Origin of the sequence: Lactococcus sp. FSL K6-0773 (assembly GCF_038006485.1) — a bacterium.
In the GTDB taxonomy this organism is placed as follows: Bacteria; Bacillota; Bacilli; order Lactobacillales; family Streptococcaceae; genus Lactococcus; species Lactococcus lactis.
In genome coordinates this window covers 602,333-619,457 of record NZ_JBBOVF010000001.1, presented here as the reverse complement: position 1 = coordinate 619,457, position 17,125 = coordinate 602,333, and the positions used below count along the sequence as shown (strand labels likewise).

The 17,125-nt window shown below is 33.5% G+C and carries 10 protein-coding genes and 2 pseudogenes; 11 read left to right on the top strand and 1 reads right to left on the bottom strand.

Annotation, left to right across the window (positions count from 1 at the left end):
- Positions 1–66: 66 nt before the first annotated feature.
- Positions 67–1,014 (bottom strand): IS30 family transposase, encoded by a 948-nt coding sequence (locus tag MHB61_RS03000; protein ID WP_003130410.1) that lies wholly within the window; start codon positions 1,012–1,014, stop codon positions 67–69.
- Between the two features lie 339 nt (positions 1,015–1,353).
- On the opposite strand from MHB61_RS03000, the gene MHB61_RS02995 reads away from it, so the two are divergent.
- The 11 genes and pseudogenes from MHB61_RS02995 to rnr all read left to right on the top strand — a co-directional run bounded on the left by MHB61_RS02995 (position 1,354) and on the right by rnr (position 17,030).
- Positions 1,354–3,822 carry a lectin-like domain-containing protein gene (locus tag MHB61_RS02995; protein ID WP_137016044.1) on the top strand — a complete coding sequence of 823 codons (2,469 nt, stop codon included), beginning with the start codon at positions 1,354–1,356 and terminating at the stop codon, positions 3,820–3,822.
- A 287-nt stretch (positions 3,823–4,109) separates the two neighbouring features.
- Positions 4,110–4,681 (top strand): annotated as a pseudogene (locus tag MHB61_RS13810) (histidine kinase); the annotation flags it as partial.
- Between the two features lie 567 nt (positions 4,682–5,248).
- The gene (locus tag MHB61_RS13805; RefSeq protein ID WP_228766055.1) at positions 5,249–6,739 is read left to right on the top strand and encodes a DUF4118 domain-containing protein; all 1,491 of its coding nucleotides are present in this window, start codon (positions 5,249–5,251) and stop codon (positions 6,737–6,739) included.
- Positions 6,729–7,440: pseudogene (locus MHB61_RS02980) on the top strand (response regulator transcription factor). The gene MHB61_RS13805 and the pseudogene MHB61_RS02980 overlap by 11 nt, the downstream one beginning before the upstream one ends.
- Positions 7,441–7,686: 246 nt before the next feature.
- Positions 7,687–7,767 carry a K(+)-transporting ATPase subunit F gene (kdpF, locus tag MHB61_RS13800; protein ID WP_072285303.1) on the top strand — a complete coding sequence of 27 codons (81 nt, stop codon included), beginning with the start codon at positions 7,687–7,689 and terminating at the stop codon, positions 7,765–7,767.
- Between the two features lie 9 nt (positions 7,768–7,776).
- Complete coding sequence (locus MHB61_RS02975; protein ID WP_014570594.1) at positions 7,777–9,504, top strand: potassium-transporting ATPase subunit KdpA; 1,728 nt, start codon at positions 7,777–7,779, stop codon at positions 9,502–9,504.
- Between the two features lie 8 nt (positions 9,505–9,512).
- Positions 9,513–11,579 (top strand): potassium-transporting ATPase subunit KdpB, encoded by a 2,067-nt coding sequence (gene kdpB / locus MHB61_RS02970; protein WP_137016050.1) that lies wholly within the window; start codon positions 9,513–9,515, stop codon positions 11,577–11,579.
- Positions 11,580–11,596: 17 nt separating this feature from the next.
- Positions 11,597–12,226: a potassium-transporting ATPase subunit KdpC gene (gene kdpC / locus MHB61_RS02965; protein ID WP_014570596.1), complete on the top strand. Its 630-nt coding sequence runs from the start codon at positions 11,597–11,599 to the stop codon at positions 12,224–12,226.
- A gap of 806 nt (positions 12,227–13,032) precedes the next feature.
- A complete protein-coding gene (locus tag MHB61_RS02960; protein WP_012897802.1) occupies positions 13,033–13,377 on the top strand; it encodes a helix-turn-helix domain-containing protein in 345 nt (114 codons plus the stop codon).
- A 34-nt stretch (positions 13,378–13,411) separates the two neighbouring features.
- Positions 13,412–14,932 carry a MucBP domain-containing protein gene (locus MHB61_RS02955; protein ID WP_137016046.1) on the top strand — a complete coding sequence of 507 codons (1,521 nt, stop codon included), beginning with the start codon at positions 13,412–13,414 and terminating at the stop codon, positions 14,930–14,932.
- Positions 14,933–15,032: 100 nt separating this feature from the next.
- Complete coding sequence (gene rnr, locus MHB61_RS02950; RefSeq protein WP_003131104.1) at positions 15,033–17,030, top strand: ribonuclease R; 1,998 nt, start codon at positions 15,033–15,035, stop codon at positions 17,028–17,030.
- Positions 17,031–17,125: the final 95 nt, after the last annotated feature.

Genomic DNA, 17,125 nt, shown 5'->3' with positions numbered 1-17,125 from the left:
ATCTTTTTAATAAAAATCTTGAATACCTTGTTATTCAAGGTTTTTTACGCAAATTGCAAGTCCAAGTTAGCCAGCCAAGCTCATCTCATATGAACTCTTATAGTTGAACATTTTTCTTGGATAATGGTTCATCCAATACTCGATAGCGGCGACTTCTTCAGGGGTCGTCTTTGTTGTGCCTTTTGGCAGATGCCTACGAATCATTCGGTTATGGTTTTCATTCGTCCCTCGCTCAAAGCTCGCGTAGGCGTGTGCATAGTAAACTGGACAGCTTACGACCTCAGAGAGCCTTGCAAATTCATGGCCATTGTCAGGGGTAATGGATTTGAAGTCATAACTTTTTTGAAGTTCCACCAGCTCATCATTGACCGCCTGTGCTGTTTTCCCATCAATCAAGCGAATGATCTCCGTGCGGTATTTTCGCTCTGTGAGCGTCAAAAGCACCTTGTTCTTAGCTCTCGTAAGAATGACCGTGTCAATCTCGTAATGCCCCACTTCTAAGCGATTGTTAATGAACTCAGGCCGTTCTTCAATAGACTTGCCAAAAGGATGCTTTGGCGCACGAGGTTTGATTTTCTTTGCCGCCTTATACTGCGGATAGAAAAGATGATGACGCTTGGCTTCTAACCAGCCCCAGTTGACCCAATTGTAGAGGCTGCTCAGAGAAACTCCTTTTAGAGCCTGATGAATGACTTCCAAAGAGTCCTTGTCTTCTTTAAGACGTGTACTCACATAACAATCAATCTCAGTCGTGAGTTTACTCGGACGAACACTGTGAGCCCTCAATCCTTCATAATTTTCTTGAGCCTTTTTAGCAGAGTATTTTACCTTCCGCTTGAGCTGGATTTCCCCTCGCTTCATCTCTCTGTCAATCGTCCCATGAGCTTTATTCAATAAGCGCGCAATCTCACGGTTGCTCAGTCCTTCTTTATTGTGCCAACGTTCAATGTTTAAACGGTCTTGATTGGTCAGGTGTTTCCCTTTGCTCTGGCTTGTGATAGAATAGTCTTGCATCTGAATTTCCTTTTTATACTATTTGGTCGAACTTCTAGTATAAGAGATTCAGATGTTTTTTGCTTGACTCAAGGTGGCTAACTTCATTTTACAATTTGCGTCAAGGTTTTTTAATACAAATATATTGTCATTTCTACAACTAATCATCTTATGGTTAGAAAAAAAGAACAGTTAAGGAGTGCGTTTTAATAAAAAACCGTTGAACTTTATATAATACACAATTCAAAAAAGAAGTCAGGATATTATTTTGGGACAAAAATAATTAATGATATAATGAAAACGAATACATCGATGTAGTTGAGGTAATAAATTAAATACAAAATCGAAAGCAGGTGAAGAATGATTCTAAACAAAAAAAGAACTGTAATATTCTCTCTAATTGGTTTAATATTTATTAGTCTATTAACATTGCTATCAGTTCAAGCTAAACAGACTAATGCTGAGGAAGTAGTTACTGTTCATTCAACTGATGTTGATACGGGAGCAACGACACTTACTAGGAGTGATTTCAATGATAATTTTACTTTATCAGGCACTGTTGGCATGCGTTATCAAGTCGGTGGAGCATTTAATCCTTTTGGTCCTGCTCTAACTGATGACGAAACGAAAGCCAGATATGATGAAGAAACAGGAATTATCACCTTAACCCCCAATCGAAATGACTGGTCAGGCAATTTCACGCTTAATAATCGAATCTCAACAGAACAACCTTTTAAACTTAAAGGTGCTATTTATTTGGGAGATAGGACAGATGAAGACTGGAGAGATAAAGAAGAAGCTAGCGAAAATGGAGGAACTCCAAGTGGAGGTGCGGACGGGATAGGTTTTGCTTTTCATCCTGAAGAAGTAGGAAAGGTTGGTTTTACAGGGGCTAACATGGGAATTGGCGGTCTTAAAGGTGCGATTGGTTATAAGTTTGATACTTACTGGAATACTGCGCAGCAAAGTAATGATGATGATAACCATCGCTTGGGCTGGGAAAATGATCCTGGAAGCAACGCACCTCACGAAGGTAATCCTTTCGGATCTTTTATCGAGACGACAACTGAACCTACTCCATCCAACACTCTCCTTTTGGATTCAGGACGAGTCGTACCTTTTGCAACTGATGCAGGATTTGGTGTAGCCGATTGGAATCAAGTTGCTTGGCTAGACACAAGTAAGATACTACAAAATTCAGGTGTCAGTCGCCGTGGTGAAATTGGTGATGATATCGACGGCAACCCTGTACAAGGGGAAAGTAGAAGATTAATTTCCGATTATGGGTATGATGCTAATGATGATTTACTAAGTGGTTCAACTAAAGATGACACCACAGGTTTTCAAAATGTCATCTATGATTATAAACCTGGAGATTCAGGAAAAGGAACGCTTCGAATTTATTTGCTCCATGGTATAACAACTAATCCAATCTCATCAGGTGCATTGACGGAAGAGGGCATTGTTTATGATTTAATTGGTCAAAAAGAAATTGATTCAACTGACTCGCTAGCTTTAGCTGTATCTGCATCAACAGGTGCCTTTCGTAATCTTCAACAATTTAGATTTGATTCTTTTGAATACTCAGCGGTAAAAAGATTGACAATCGATAAAATTTGGGAAGATGAGAGCGATATAAACGGTCTAAGGCCCGATACCATTGAAGTTCAAGTTTGGGCAAATCTTAAAGCAACGAATAATAAAGAAGAAGTTCGACTTCCTTATAAGACCCCAATAGAAATAAGAGCTACAGATAATTGGACCTATGTTTATGATAATCTACCAAAATATAATAACGAAGGGCGTGAAATTTTCTATGACGTGACAGAAATTCCCGTAGCTGGTTATGAGTCAACAAGCCAAAGATTAAATGACGAAAATGATTCAGAAATTCAATTTAAACTTTCTAATAAGATTCAAAACCCACTTACCATTTCGGGCGAAAAAATCTGGTTGGATGATGGAAATATTACTTCACGACCAGCTCATATCACAGTTCAACTATGGAGAAAAGATGGTGAGCAAGAACGTCAGGTTCAATTCAATGAATTAGCAACCGGTTATCAAAGCTTTTATGGACAAGTAAATTCTAATGATTTTGTGACACAAGAGACAAATTCAAATAAGAACTGGGAATATACTTTCTCTCACTTGCATGGAACGGAGGAGATAGAAGAAGGAGTTGAACAAGGAATTCAGTATTTCTTAAAAGAAGAGTTGTCAACTGACTATAAATATCGCTATGAGTCACAAGTTATAGGACGAGATATTGTCAATACAGCTATTGAAGTAGAAAAAATGATCTTGATTGTTAATAAAGAGTGGGATGATAAAGGCTATGAATCTATCAGACCAGAAACAATTACAATTCAACTATTGGCAAATAATAAGTTGCAAGGGAATCCAGTCACTATTGGAGTCAGTGAAAAATGGACTTGGGAATTTACCGATTTAGCCATAAGAGATGAACTGGGCAATGATATTTTATATTCAATTAAAGAAATTGACGTAGCTAAGCATTATCAAGTTGATCAAATTCAAGAAAATAATAAAATTACTTTGATTAATAAATTTGTGAAGGAAGAGCCTAATCCTGAAGAAGAGGAGGAGGACAACAGCATTAATAATGACGGTGACAGCGAACCTACTAATAATAATGATGGTAACTCAAATCATTCAGAAGAAGCACACAACGATGCTAAAAAAGAAACCACAGAAAATCTCCCTGTGGTGGGGCAATATTCAGGATTTTGGTTGATACTTGTTGGTGCCGCATTACTATTTGGAGTTGTATTGTTAGTGAAGCATAAACAAGAAAGAAAAAAATGATAAACTAAAAAAGAACCAAAGCATTATATAAATTCTGGCCAGTTCTGTTAAAAGCAAAAAAACTCTATTTTCATGGAATCTGAAGATACTATGAAAATAGAGTTTTTTTGTTGAAAAATTAAAGTATACTTAGTTGTGAGGCCAAGTCTTGTTTCTTTAACTAAGCAGAAATTCCAAAATTGAATTATTTTGAAGATTGTAAAATTGGAAGGGTTAGAAAGTTTATGTCATTAATGGACTACGTTTTTTTATGCTATAATATGGACAAGAAAATTTAGAGGCAACCAATGAAAAAGGGAAAACTAAAGATATATTTTGGCTATGCTGCTGGTGTTGGAAAAACATTTGCTATGCTCGAAGGGGCGCGTGAGGTTCAGAAATCTGGAATTGATGTTGTTTCAGGCTACATTGAACCTCATAATCGACCAGAGACCTCAAAATTAATTGAAGGGCTCGAAACCTTACCTTTAAAAAAATAAATTATAAAGGAATTCAATTAATAGAGTTCAATTTGGAAGAAGCTTTGATTCGTCGACCTCAGGTTATCCTAGTTGATGAATTAGCCCACACAAATTGCCATGGTTCAAGAAATAAGAAGAGATTTCAAGATATTGAAGAACTTTTGAAAGCAGGAATAGATGTTTTTACAACAATAAATATTCAGCATCTTGAAGGTCTAAATGATGTAATTGAAAAAATAACTGGGATTATTGTAAATGAAAAAATTCCTGATTACATATTTGAAGAGGCTGATCAAATTGAGCTAATTGATATTGAACCCGTTGATTTATTAGAACGACTAGATAAAGGAAAAATTTATCAGTTAAACAAAGTAAATCAAGCAAAAGAAAATTTTTTTACATTAGAAAAACTTATCGCCCTTCGGGAAATTGCTTTACGAAAAACTGCTGACCAAGTCAATAAGAGCGCTATTCGTAAAGCTCAAAATAAAAAAAGTATTTATGCAAAAGAACATGTTTTAGTATGTGTTTCAGCTTCACCCTCAGCCTCTCATGTTATTCATGCAGCTGCGAGACTTGCAGTTGCATTTAAAGCAGAATTTACGGCATTATATATCGGTGATTTAGAAAATTCTTCCAAAGAAGAAAAAGATAGACTGAGACAGAATTTACGTTTGGCTGAACAGTTAGGCGCAAAACTATCTGTCCTTTATGGAGATAATGTTTCTAAGCAAATTGTCGAATATGCTAAAATTAGTCAAATATCAAAGCTGGTAATTGGTAAAAGTGTACAAAGTTCATTTTGGAGTAGGGAAAATATTGTAGATCTTATAAGTCTGGAAGCGCCAGAACTTGATATCTATGTCATTCCAAATGCAAGAGGACAACAAAAAAATACTTCTGGAACTTTGTATAATTTTAAAAAAATCCGGTTTTCATTAAGTGATTTATTGAAAACAATACTGATGCTAACTCTTGTCACTTCATGTGGGTTAGCCTTCAAATACTGGAACTTCAATGTTGCTAATATAATTATGCTTTATATTTTAGGAGTTCAGATTAATGCTATTTTTACAAAAGGAAGAATTTTTAGTCTCATATCCTCAGTCTTATCTGTACTTTGCTTTAATTATTTTTTCACAGAACCTTATTACACTTTTGTAGCCTTTAGCTCTAATTATCCAATTACTTTCTTAATTATGTTGGCTGCTGGATTAATTACGTCGACATTAATCAAAAGAATTCAAGAACAAGTTCGAGTCTCTGCGGAAAAATCATATCGAACAGAAGTACTTTTACAAACGAATAAAGATTTAGCACAGGTTGATTCGGTAGTAGAAATTCTAGAAGCAACAGTTCAACAGTTAAAAAAATTACTTGATCGAGATATTGTGATTTATCCAATCAAAGATAAAGTTTTAGGAGATGAATCATATTTTTCAACTGAGTCTTCTAAGTATAATTTAGAAAAATACCAGAATTTTAATGAGAGAGGTGTAGCTGAGTGGGTAATGCACAATAATAAACGTGCAGGAGCAACGACCAATACATTATCAGCTGCTAATTACTTATATTTGTCAATTCGTGGGAAAAATCAATCTTTTGCGGTGATTGGTATCCTAATGAAGGACAAAAATGAGTTGGAAACATTTGAAAAATCTATAATTCTGGCTATATTAGGTGAAGCAGGATTAGCTTTAGAAAAAGAAATTCTTCGAGAAGTCCAACAAAAAAACGAAATTCAAATTGAGCAAGAACAGTTACGTGTAAATTTGTTACGTGCTATTTCACATGATTTAAGAACTCCACTTACTAGTATTTCTGGACATGCAAAATTACTGATGAAAAATGATAGCACAATAAATAAACTTCAAATTCAAGAATTATCAGCTTATATCTATGATGATTCAATGTGGTTGATTAATTTAGTTGAAAATCTTTTATCTATCACAAGATTGGATGAAAAAATAGAATTAAAGTTGGAAGCAAATATTATTGATGAAGTAGTTGAAGAAGCCCTTAAACATGTAGACAGGCATTTGAAACAGCATGAATTTAGTTTAAATTTAGCCGACGAACTCTTAATGGCAAAAATGGATGTGGCTCTTATGATACAAGTGATTGTAAACTTGATTAATAATGCAGTGAAATATACACCAATTAATTCTAAAATAGAACTACAAACCAAAAAAATTAATGATGAGTTAGTTCTTGAAGTTTCTGATAATGGGCCTGGCATTACTGATAAAGCCAAAGAAAAAATATTTGATTTATTTTATACTGACGAAAATCGGCAAGTTGATTCTAAGCGTGGTTTAGGTTTAGGACTTTCTTTGTGTAAAAGTATTATTTTAGCACATGGAGGACAAATTTATGTTAAAGATAATCAGCCAAATGGAGCAATTATTGGTTTCAAATTACCTTTAGAGGAGGTTTTAATTTCTGATGAACAATGATGATATAAAAATATTGATTTGTGAAGATGATTTGTCAATTAATAAACTCTTATCTTTGACAATGGAGGTTGAAGATTATAATTATGTAGCTGTTCAAAATGGTAAGGAAGCGTTAAGAGAGATTATCTCTCAGCGCCCAGATTTACTAATTTTAGATTTAGGCTTACCGGATATGGACGGAAAAGAGATTATTTCTAAAGTTCGTGGATTCTCTCAACTTCCAATTATCGTAGTCAGCGCCAGAGGAGAAGATGCTGATAAAATAGCAGCTTTAGATGCTGGTGCGGATGATTATTTGACAAAACCATTTAGTACTGATGAACTTTTGGCTCGACTTAGGGTAAGTTTGAGAAGAGCTAAGTTTTCTGGAAATAATCAAAATTTACTGACAGAAGTAACAACTTTTACTAATGGCTGGTTGAAAATAAATTATTTATCAAAGTGTGTTTTCGTAAATGAAAAAGAGATACATCTCACACCGATTGAGTACAAACTTCTTTGTTTATTAGCAGAAAATTTGGACCGTGTGATGACCTACAACTATCTTGTCAAAGAAATTTGGGGGGTATTATGAGGAAGATTTTTCAGCACTTAGAGTATTTGCAAATACGCTACGTAAGAAGATTGAACTTGATTCCAATTATCCAAAGTTGATACAGACACATATTGGTGTCGGCTATCGAATGATAAAAATTGACTAAAAAGTACTGACAGATTCGTCAGTACTTTTTTTATGAGAATCTTTAGATTATCTTTATACGAACAACCCAATCTTTACACTCTTTTTATTTTTCAAGTGTTAAAATAATTTCAACATCAAGGAGGAGGAAAATATTTTGATGGATTTATTGATGCTTGGAGGATTAGTAGTAAGTTTTCTACTAATTCTGGCTCTAATAGCTTGGTGTGACAAGCAAATTAAAGAAATTTAGAAAGAAGTTTTTAAAATGTTTATTATTTTAGGGATTATTATCATGTTATTGGCGATTTATCTCTTTTATGCTCTGATTTATCCAGAGAGGTTTTAGGGGGAACAGATGTTACAAATTATTTTCGTATTGGCAGTGGCCATATTATTAATGATACCTACAGGTAAATACCTTTATCACATAGCAACAGATCAAAAGACCTTTGCAGATCCGGTCATGGATAAATTTGATGGCTTTATATATAAATTGATTGCTATGAAAAAACAGCCCATGACTTGGAAAAAATACGCGCTATCTCTAGTATTAACAAATGCTGTAATGGTTTTTATTGGTTATTTAATTTTGAGAATTCAAGAAATTCCCTTTCTAAATCCTAACCACATTGGGGCAATGGAGCAAAGTCTAAGTTTTAATACAGTAATTTCATTTATCACTAATACTAACTTACAAAACTATTCTGGAGAGTCTGCCCTTTCCTATATGAGTCAAATGATTGTCATTACCTTTATGATGTTTACATCAGCAGCTTCTGGTTTTGCAGCCTCAATGGCTTTCATTCGAGGACTGTCTGGAAAATACAAAGATATGGGAAATTTCTATTATGATTTTGTACGAGTGATTACTCGTGTATTACTTCCATTTTCTATTATTGGCGCTTTATTATTGATATCACAAGGCGTTCCTCAGACATTAGTACATAATTTAACAATTACAACCCTTGAAGGGAAAATGCAAGATATTGCTCTAGGCCCAGTGGCAGCTCTTGAAATCATCAAACATTTGGGAACAAATGGCGGCGGTTTTTTTGCAGCAAATTCAGCAATGCCTTTTGAAAATCCAAATATTATTACAAATATAATTGAAATGCTATCAATGATGCTATTACCTGGTTCGATATTATTTGCTTTTGGATATATTGTTTCAGATAGTCATCAAGAAAATAAACTATTAAATTCTCAATTAAAAAGTAAAAGAAGATTTTTCTTAGGAAAAGAGGCTCGACCATTAATTATCGTAATGAGTGTTTTATTTTTAATCGGGCTTACAATAATTATTTGGGCTGAGTCCAAAGGTAATCCTATTTTACAGCACCTAGGCTTAAGTCAAGCTATGGGTAACATGGAAGGGAAAGAAACTAGATTTGGCACAAATATGTCAGCTTTATTTACCGAAATTACTACTGCTTTCACAACAGGTTCTGTAAATAACATGCATGATAGTCTGGCACCATTAAGTGGTGGTATTGCCATGATTAATATGATGCTTAATCTTGTTTTTGGAGGAAAAGGCGTTGGATTAATGAATATGATTCTCTACGTTCTTTTGACAGTATTCATCTGTGGTTTAATGATTGGCCGAACTCCTGTTTACTTAGGGAAAAAAATTGAAGGAAAAGAAATGAAATTGACTGCTCTAGCAATTATCATACACCCTTTAATTATTTTAAGTTTTACGGCACTAGCCGTTTCTGTTTCCGCGGGTATTGCTGGATTATCCAATCCTGGCTTTCACGGTTTATCGCAAATTGTTTATCAGTATACATCTTCGGCGGCGAACAACGGTTCGGGTTTTGAGGGGTTAAAAGATAATACCGCTTTTTGGAATATTACGACTGGAGTTGCTATATTTTTAGGCCGATATCTCACTTTAATTATTCAACTTGCGATTGCTTCATCATTAATGATGAAAAGGTCGGTAAATAATTCTGTAGGTTCACTTAAAACAGATAGTGGAACTTTCACCGTTGTTCTATTTGTAATAGTGATTGTAATATCAGCATTAACATTTTTACCAGTTTTGGTTCTTGGACCAATCGCTGAATCTTTAACATTATGAGGCTTATGATGATTTCTAAAAATAAAAAACTATTGAATCAAGAGATTCTAAAAAGTTCTATCAAAGGAGCTTTTATCAAACTTAATCCGGCATATATGATGAAAAATCCAGTCATGTTTGTCGTTGAGGTTGGATTTACTATTACATTAATTCTATCTATTTTTCCTAACTTATTTGGGACAGTTCAATCGTCAAGTCAAATTTATAATATAATTGTGACTTTAATCTTATTCTTAACAATTCTTTTTGCTAATTTTGCAGAATCTGTCGCTGAAGGCAGAGGAAAAGCTCAGGCAGAGAGCTTGAAAAAAACGCAAAAAAATATGAAAGCAAGAATTATTAATAAAGATAAAGCTACTAATCAGATTAAGGAAACTATTATTGATGCAATTGAGTTAAAAAAAGATGATATAGTTCTAGTTAAAGCAGGTGAATTGATACCAAGTGATGGAGAAGTGATTGAAGGAATTGTTTCCGTCGATGAATCGGCAATAACAGGAGAATCTGCTCCTGTTGTAAAAGAATCTGGTGGTGACTTTGCCTCAGTAACAGGAGGAACAACTGTTTCAAGCGACTGGCTCAAGATAAAAATCACTTCTAGTTCAGGAGAATCATTTCTTGATAAAATGATTTCTCTTGTTGAAGGAGCCTCGCGGAAAAAAACGCCGAATGAAATAGCATTAAATACTCTACTTGTGAGTTTAACTATTATTTTCTTAATAGTTATTGTGACACTCTACCCCATTGCTTCTTTTGTTCATGTGAAGTTAAGTGTAACGACACTCATTGCCTTGACGGTCTGCTTAATTCCAACAACAATTGGTGGCTTACTATCGGCAATTGGGATCGCTGGAATGGATAGAGTGACACGTTTTAATGTGATTGCAATGTCTGGTAAAGCAGTTGAAGCCAGTGGTGATGTGGATACTATGATTTTAGATAAAACGGGAACAATTACATTTGGTAATAGAATGGCCGCAAAATTTCTTCCAGTAAACGGTGTTTCTTTAGAAGAATTGACAGAAAATGCTGTTTTAACTTCATTGAAAGATGAAACACCAGAAGGCAAGTCTATTATTAGATTAGCAGAAGAACAAGAAGATAAGGACTTTATGACCCCAGCTGAAATGACTTTTGTAGAGTTCACAGCTCAAACAAGAATGAGTGGAGTTGATTTTCCGACAGGAAAAACAATTCGTAAAGGAGCAACAGATGCTGTGATTGATTATATTCAACAACAAGGAGGGGGAGTTCCTAACGATTTGAAGAGAATTACCGATGAAATATCTTCGGTAGGTGGCACCCCATTGGTAGTATCAGAAGATTCAAAGATTCTGGGAGTTATCTATTTAAAAGATACAATAAAGCCAGGATTGGTAGAACGGTTTGCTCGTTTACGTGAAATGGGAATTAAAACAATTATGTGTACTGGTGATAATCCTTTGACGGCCGCAACGATTGCTCAAGAAGCTGGGGTTGATAGTTATATCGCTGAATGTAAACCAGAGGATAAAATCAAAGCAATAAAAGTTGAACAAAACGATGGAAAAGTTGTTGCAATGACAGGGGATGGAACTAATGATGCACCAGCACTAGCACAAGCTGACGTTGGTATTGCAATGAATTCAGGGACAAGTGCGGCCAAAGAAGCAGCAAATATGGTAGATTTAGACAGTGATCCGACTAAAATTCTTGATATTGTAGAGATTGGTAAACAACTTTTAATTGCAAGAGGAGCACTAACAACATTTTCTATTGCCAATGATATCGCCAAATATTTTGCGATTATTCCCGCAATGTTTATGCTTGCTATTCCACAAATTCATGTTTTAAATATCATGAATCTTGCAACGCCTTCCAGTGCAATATTATCAGCATTAATTTTTAATGCAATAATCATTCCGCTTTTAATCCCTCTAGCGATGAAGGGCGTAAAATATAAACCACAGCATTCGGATAAAATGCTGACACATAATATGTTAGTTTATGGTTTAGGAGGAGTTATTGCTCCATTCATTGGAATAAAAATTATTGACTTAATCATTGCTCCGTTACTGCACATGATTGGTCTTTAATGCTAAAAGGAGAAGTGATGAGAAAAATATTTAAAGAATTAAAAACACCTTTTCTAGTTACAGTGGTTTTTACAGTGATTTGTGGTCTTTTCTATCCATTGCTCATAACAGGTCTGGGACAAAGTATCTTTCCCTATCAGGCTAATGGTAGTCTTATCGTTAATAAGGGGAAAGTGACAGGATCTGAATTAATTGGGCAACAATTTTCTGATGAAGGATTCATGAAGGGACGTCCCTCAGCTGTTAATTATAATACTTATACTGCAAAAGAAAAATCTGAGGGTAAATATTTGGGAGTGGCTTCAGGTTCTCAAAATTTATCACCTAGTAATCCCTTACTAAAAGAACGAGTAGATAGTGATTTACAAAACTTTCTAAATAATAATCCGAGCATAATTAAAAAAGATATCCCTACAGATTTATTGACATCATCAGGATCAGGCCTTGATCCTAGCATTAGCCAACAAAGTGCCCTGATTCAAATTCCTCAAATTTCGAAGTATACAGGTATAAGCGTAGATAATTTGAAAAAAATTATTGATAAAAATACTCAAAATAAAACTTTAGGATTTCTAGGTGAACAAACAGTCAATGTATTAAAAGTTAATCTTGAAATTTACAATCAATTAAGTGAAAAAAGTGATTAATAAAGGTAAAAAAAGAAAAACTATAAATCACTATGATTTATAGTTTTTTTAGATATTCTCTTTTTATAAAAATAGTATGGAAAGATTTTAAGACTATCTTTCCAATTGTATACTTCTAAAAATAAGCATTTACTGATGGTAACATAAAAAGTAAGAAGTTTTAAATTAGCGATAAATTAAGCCAAAAATGATTTAGAATAAACAATTAGATAACAGAAAATCAATGGTCTTGGTTTATGAGAAATATTTTGGTGAGAATTATTCTAAGAAACCCTTTCAAAGAAGCTAAAAAATACCAGTGAAGTATTAACAATTTTTGAAATTTCTATCGAAAAAATTAATGGATTAGGACATGAAATGGAATAAAATCGTTTGGTTCAATTAACATATATATAAAACATGTTGGCAAAAAAATAAAAAAATGTATAATATAGAGTACATGTAATTAATGTAACATTTTTATAATTAAAAAAAGTCTGATGAATAAGGTATTTAAACAGTTAGTTGTTTAAATATCATGATGTTCCGTAACATATTATAATAAGACTCCGAAAAATTAAGATTTTTCGGAGTCTTTTTGTGCTGAAAAATACATAATATGCCACTTATGATTCGTTACGATTCCCATACCATGACTTTTATTTACTTAATTGTTTTATTTTAAATACCTTTTTTTTTTCAGTATTTTTGTAAATGCTGTTTTAAGCGAATTGTTCATATATAAGTATAACAGAACAGTCACAGTACTTTCCGAAAAATCTTAATTTTTCTGAAAATTAGATTTTGATATTTTGAAAGGAAAAGCGATGGAAGAAAGTATATTTTATAAGAGAGTTAGAAAGCTAGCGACTGATTTAGGAAAATCATTTAATCAAATCGAAAAAGAATTAGGATATTCTCGAAATGCCTTAAGTAATTATAAAACACAAACCATGCCATCAGCCATTCGGTTATTAGAGTTAGCAGAGTATTTTGATGTAACACCAAGATATTTACTAGGGATGGATAAAATTTGTTCAAAAAATCATGAAGAAAGAGATTTTGCAGAGTTTCTTTTTAAAAGTCTTGATAAAAATCAAAAAATTGAAATATGTAAGTTTTCGCAAACCTGGATGTTGCAAGAATTAAAGGAGGAACAATCTCACAATTAAAAAGAATTTAGAGATTGTATGGAGTTTATTTATTATGATAATAAAAAATAAGATGGTAAAAAGACTTATAAGTACTTTTTTAATGTCATTATTGCTTGCATCAATGATGTTAGTAATTGGAGCTGGAAAGGTTTATGCTCAAGGTTCAGTTTCGAGTACGAGTCTACAGGTCTCTGCCGATGGTTCTGATTACTATATCATAGGTTCTGACTTTTATAATCACTTCGTTAGGCCTACAACCGTTGACTTAGCGAAAAATAAAGTTGTTTATAATAAACAGATACTAACAGTATATAATGGCAGAATAGATAAATGGAAAATGTCTTTCTTGAATCAGGATTCATCAGGAAAATCCTGGTTCAAATTTTTATCTTATCCAGAAGCAACTAAAGGAGACATAAAAATTACTTATACAACGGATGGGATTAACTATTCTGATAGTAAACCAAGTCTAGAACAGCTAAAAGGCTACATGGTCGAGCTTCTTAAACCAATTGTATATCCAGATGATGCAAATAACCAAGAGAATGATATAGAGGTTTCTTTTCAACTTTCTCCTGATACTGATTACATATTGAGCAATTCCAATTTAAATAAACAGTTTATTCCTTTTAGCGGAGAGTACTGGTTACAAAATTATAGTCCTTATCCCTTTTTTACTGATCGAAATCAACTCCAATTCGTATACCCAGATTATTCTAAAGGAGTAATGGTGAAGTATGTTGATGAGGAAGGAAATGAAATTCATGATCCACAAACTATTAGTGGTTCAAAAGGAGATGTTTATGACGCCAGTACAGATCAGTACAAATTGGTCTTAGATGGTTACACATTAGACACATCTAAACTACCACAAAATAGTATAGGAAATTTTAAAGAAGCGCTTCAAACAGTCACTTATGTTTATTCTAAAAATCCAGTGGTTGCAGCTGATGTGACAGTAAGATATGTAGATATAGAGAATAATCCTATTTCAGAAGATATCATTTTACAAGGAAATATTGGTGAAAACTATTATACTGATAAAAAAAATATTAAAGATTATACTCTAAAAGAAGTTCAAGGAAATTCATCAGGTCAGTTTTCAGAAAAGGCACAAACAGTTACTTATATATACAAAAAAAATGAGTTACCTATTGCTACAGGAAAAGTTGTTGTAAAATATATAGATACAGATGGAAAATCAATTTTAAATGATGTTGTTAGAACTGGAACTGTTGGGGAAGATTATATAACTGAAGAAAAAAATATTTCTGGTTATACTTTTCAAGGAATTCGAGGTAATTCAAAAGGTAAATATACGGATAAAATTCAGACCATAACTTATGTTTATACTAAAAATCATATTATAAAACCAAAAGATGAATTAGTAAATTCTGGAACAAAAATAATAAATAAAACTAATCCAAAAGTTAAAAACTCCAGTTCTGAAAAATCCCAAAAACTACTTGAAACTGGTGAAAACAAAAAAAGGAGTATATTGTTTTTCATTAGTGGACTCACTCTTATAACTTTAGGGTCAACTATTATAGTATTTCGACATAAAAAAGAATAAATAAAAGGCTATAAAAGGCCTTTTTATTATTAATAGTCGAATATTGCTTACTGATTATGTTATGATAGAAAGATACAATTGGAGGAAGAAATAAATATATATGGTTCAGCTATCAGAATTAGCATCAGCACTTAATCAAACAGAAAGTAAGGGAGTATTTTCTAAACATCCTAAAGGTTTCGGATTTGTTCATCCAGAAGACGCAACAGATAAAACAAATGATATCTATATCGGTAAAAATGATACTAAATTTGCGATGGATGGAGATAAAGTTACCGTTAAAGTTACCTATCCTAAAACTGAAAAACGCGGTGCAAGTGGACAAATTACTAAAATAAATGAACGAGCCGTAGTTGATACGGTCGGGACTTACCGTTCTTTGTCAAATCGTCAAGTCAAAGCATTAGGATACAAAGGAAGAATAGAACTCTATAATGATCGAATTTCTGATACTTTATATATCAAACAACCTTTATCAGGGGTTCAAGAAGAAGATGTAGTAAGTCTTAAAATAACCCAATATCCAACCGATACCAAGACATTTGAAGGAAAAATTACAGGTATTATTGGACATAAAGGCGAAGTAGGACTAGATATTTTAGAAGTGCTTTGTGCTATGAAAATTCCACAAGAGTTCTCTTCTGAAACTTTAGCTGAGGCTGAGGCATTTTCCGAAAAATTAACTGATTCAGATTTGCAAGATCGTGAAGATTATCGGAATGAAATTACCTATACCATTGATGGAGATGATTCTAAGGATTTGGATGATGCCATCCACGTTAAAAAATTATCAAATGGACATTTTGAATTAGGAGTCCATATCGCTGACGTCAGTCATTATGTGACTGAGGGTTCTTCTTTAGATGAAGAAGCCTACTCACGCGCAACATCAGTCTATGTAACTGACCGAGTTGTTCCGATGTTGCCTGTTAAGTTATCCAATAATTTGTGTTCACTCAATGAAGCTCAAGAGCGACTAACAATGTCTTGTCTAATGGAAATTGATGACAAAGGTAAGATTGTCAGTTATAAAATATCACCTTCAGTCATAAAAACAACTTATCGAATGACTTATAATAATGTCAATAAAATGATTCATCAAGGACAAGAAGGTCATAGAGAAGCCCTTGAAAACTTCTATAAAATTACCGATTCGATTAAAGTAGCCGTTGAACTTCATGAAATTCTTGAAACAATGCGAAAAGACAGAGGAATGATTGAATTTGACGAGAGTGAAGCAAAAATTATTTTAGATGAAAAAGGTCATCCAATCGAAATTGTAAAACGTGATCGTGATACTGCAGAACGAATGATTGAATCCTTTATGCTGATGGCAAATGAAACTGTTGCCCTTGATTTTCAAAAGAAAAAACTACCTTCCTTATATCGAGTTCACGATAACCCTAAAGAGAAAGCTTTTGCTAAATTGATGGAAGCTGCTGCTAATGCTGGCTTTTCCTTAAATTCAGATTCTCATCAAGCCATTAATTTCTTTGCTGATGAGATTAAAGGAACAAGTTCTGAAAAGGCATTGACTTATCAACTTCGACATACGATGTCAACAGCGGTTTACTCTGAAAAAAATACAAAACATTTTGGGCTCGCAGCGACTAACTATACGCATTTCACAAGCCCAATTAGGCGTTATCCTGATTTAATTATCCATCGTTTATTACATTTATATCCTTCTGACCATTCTAACCGTACTAAAGACGAATGGAAAGAACGTTTACCTGAAATTGCTAGCCATTCTTCTGATATGGAACACCGTGCGGTCGTCACTGAACGAATTATTGATGCAATGAAAAAAGCAGAATATATGTCAGAGCGGATTGGAGAAGTTTACACTGGTACAATTACAGGCCTGCAAAAATTTGGAATCTTTGTTGCATTAGATAATACAGTTGAAGGTTTAATTCGTGTACCTAATTTACATACTGGGACTACAGAAGAACTTGAATTTGATGAAGAAGCAAGTATTTTTACAGGAAAAAAATCAGAAACAGTCTATCAAATAGGACAAGAAATAAAAATTCGTGTTATTGCTGCTAATAAACGAAAAGGAACAGTTGATTTTGAACAAATTGCTCCTGAATAAAGCCAGTCTACTATTATGTCGAATAAATAAAGGACTAATAAGATAAATTAAACTATTGAAATTTAAATATTTTCGAGTAAAATACCAGTATTTAC

Excerpts from the sequence above, each read along its gene's own strand:
- rnr (WP_003131104.1), top strand. The coding sequence starts at position 15,033 with ATGGTTCAGCTATCAGAATTAGCATCAGCACTTAATCAAACAGAAAGT.
- kdpC (WP_014570596.1), top strand. The coding sequence starts at position 11,597 with ATGAGAAAAATATTTAAAGAATTAAAAACACCTTTTCTAGTTACAGTG.
- kdpF (WP_072285303.1), top strand. The coding sequence starts at position 7,687 with ATGTTTATTATTTTAGGGATTATTATCATGTTATTGGCGATTTATCTC.
- kdpB (WP_137016050.1), top strand. The coding sequence starts at position 9,513 with ATGATTTCTAAAAATAAAAAACTATTGAATCAAGAGATTCTAAAAAGT.
- MHB61_RS02995 (WP_137016044.1), top strand. The coding sequence starts at position 1,354 with ATGATTCTAAACAAAAAAAGAACTGTAATATTCTCTCTAATTGGTTTA.
- MHB61_RS02975 (WP_014570594.1), top strand. The coding sequence starts at position 7,777 with ATGTTACAAATTATTTTCGTATTGGCAGTGGCCATATTATTAATGATA.
- MHB61_RS03000 (WP_003130410.1), bottom strand. The coding sequence starts at position 1,014 with ATGCAAGACTATTCTATCACAAGCCAGAGCAAAGGGAAACACCTGACC.
- MHB61_RS02960 (WP_012897802.1), top strand. The coding sequence starts at position 13,033 with ATGGAAGAAAGTATATTTTATAAGAGAGTTAGAAAGCTAGCGACTGAT.
- MHB61_RS02955 (WP_137016046.1), top strand. The coding sequence starts at position 13,412 with ATGATAATAAAAAATAAGATGGTAAAAAGACTTATAAGTACTTTTTTA.
- MHB61_RS13805 (WP_228766055.1), top strand. The coding sequence starts at position 5,249 with ATGCTAACTCTTGTCACTTCATGTGGGTTAGCCTTCAAATACTGGAAC.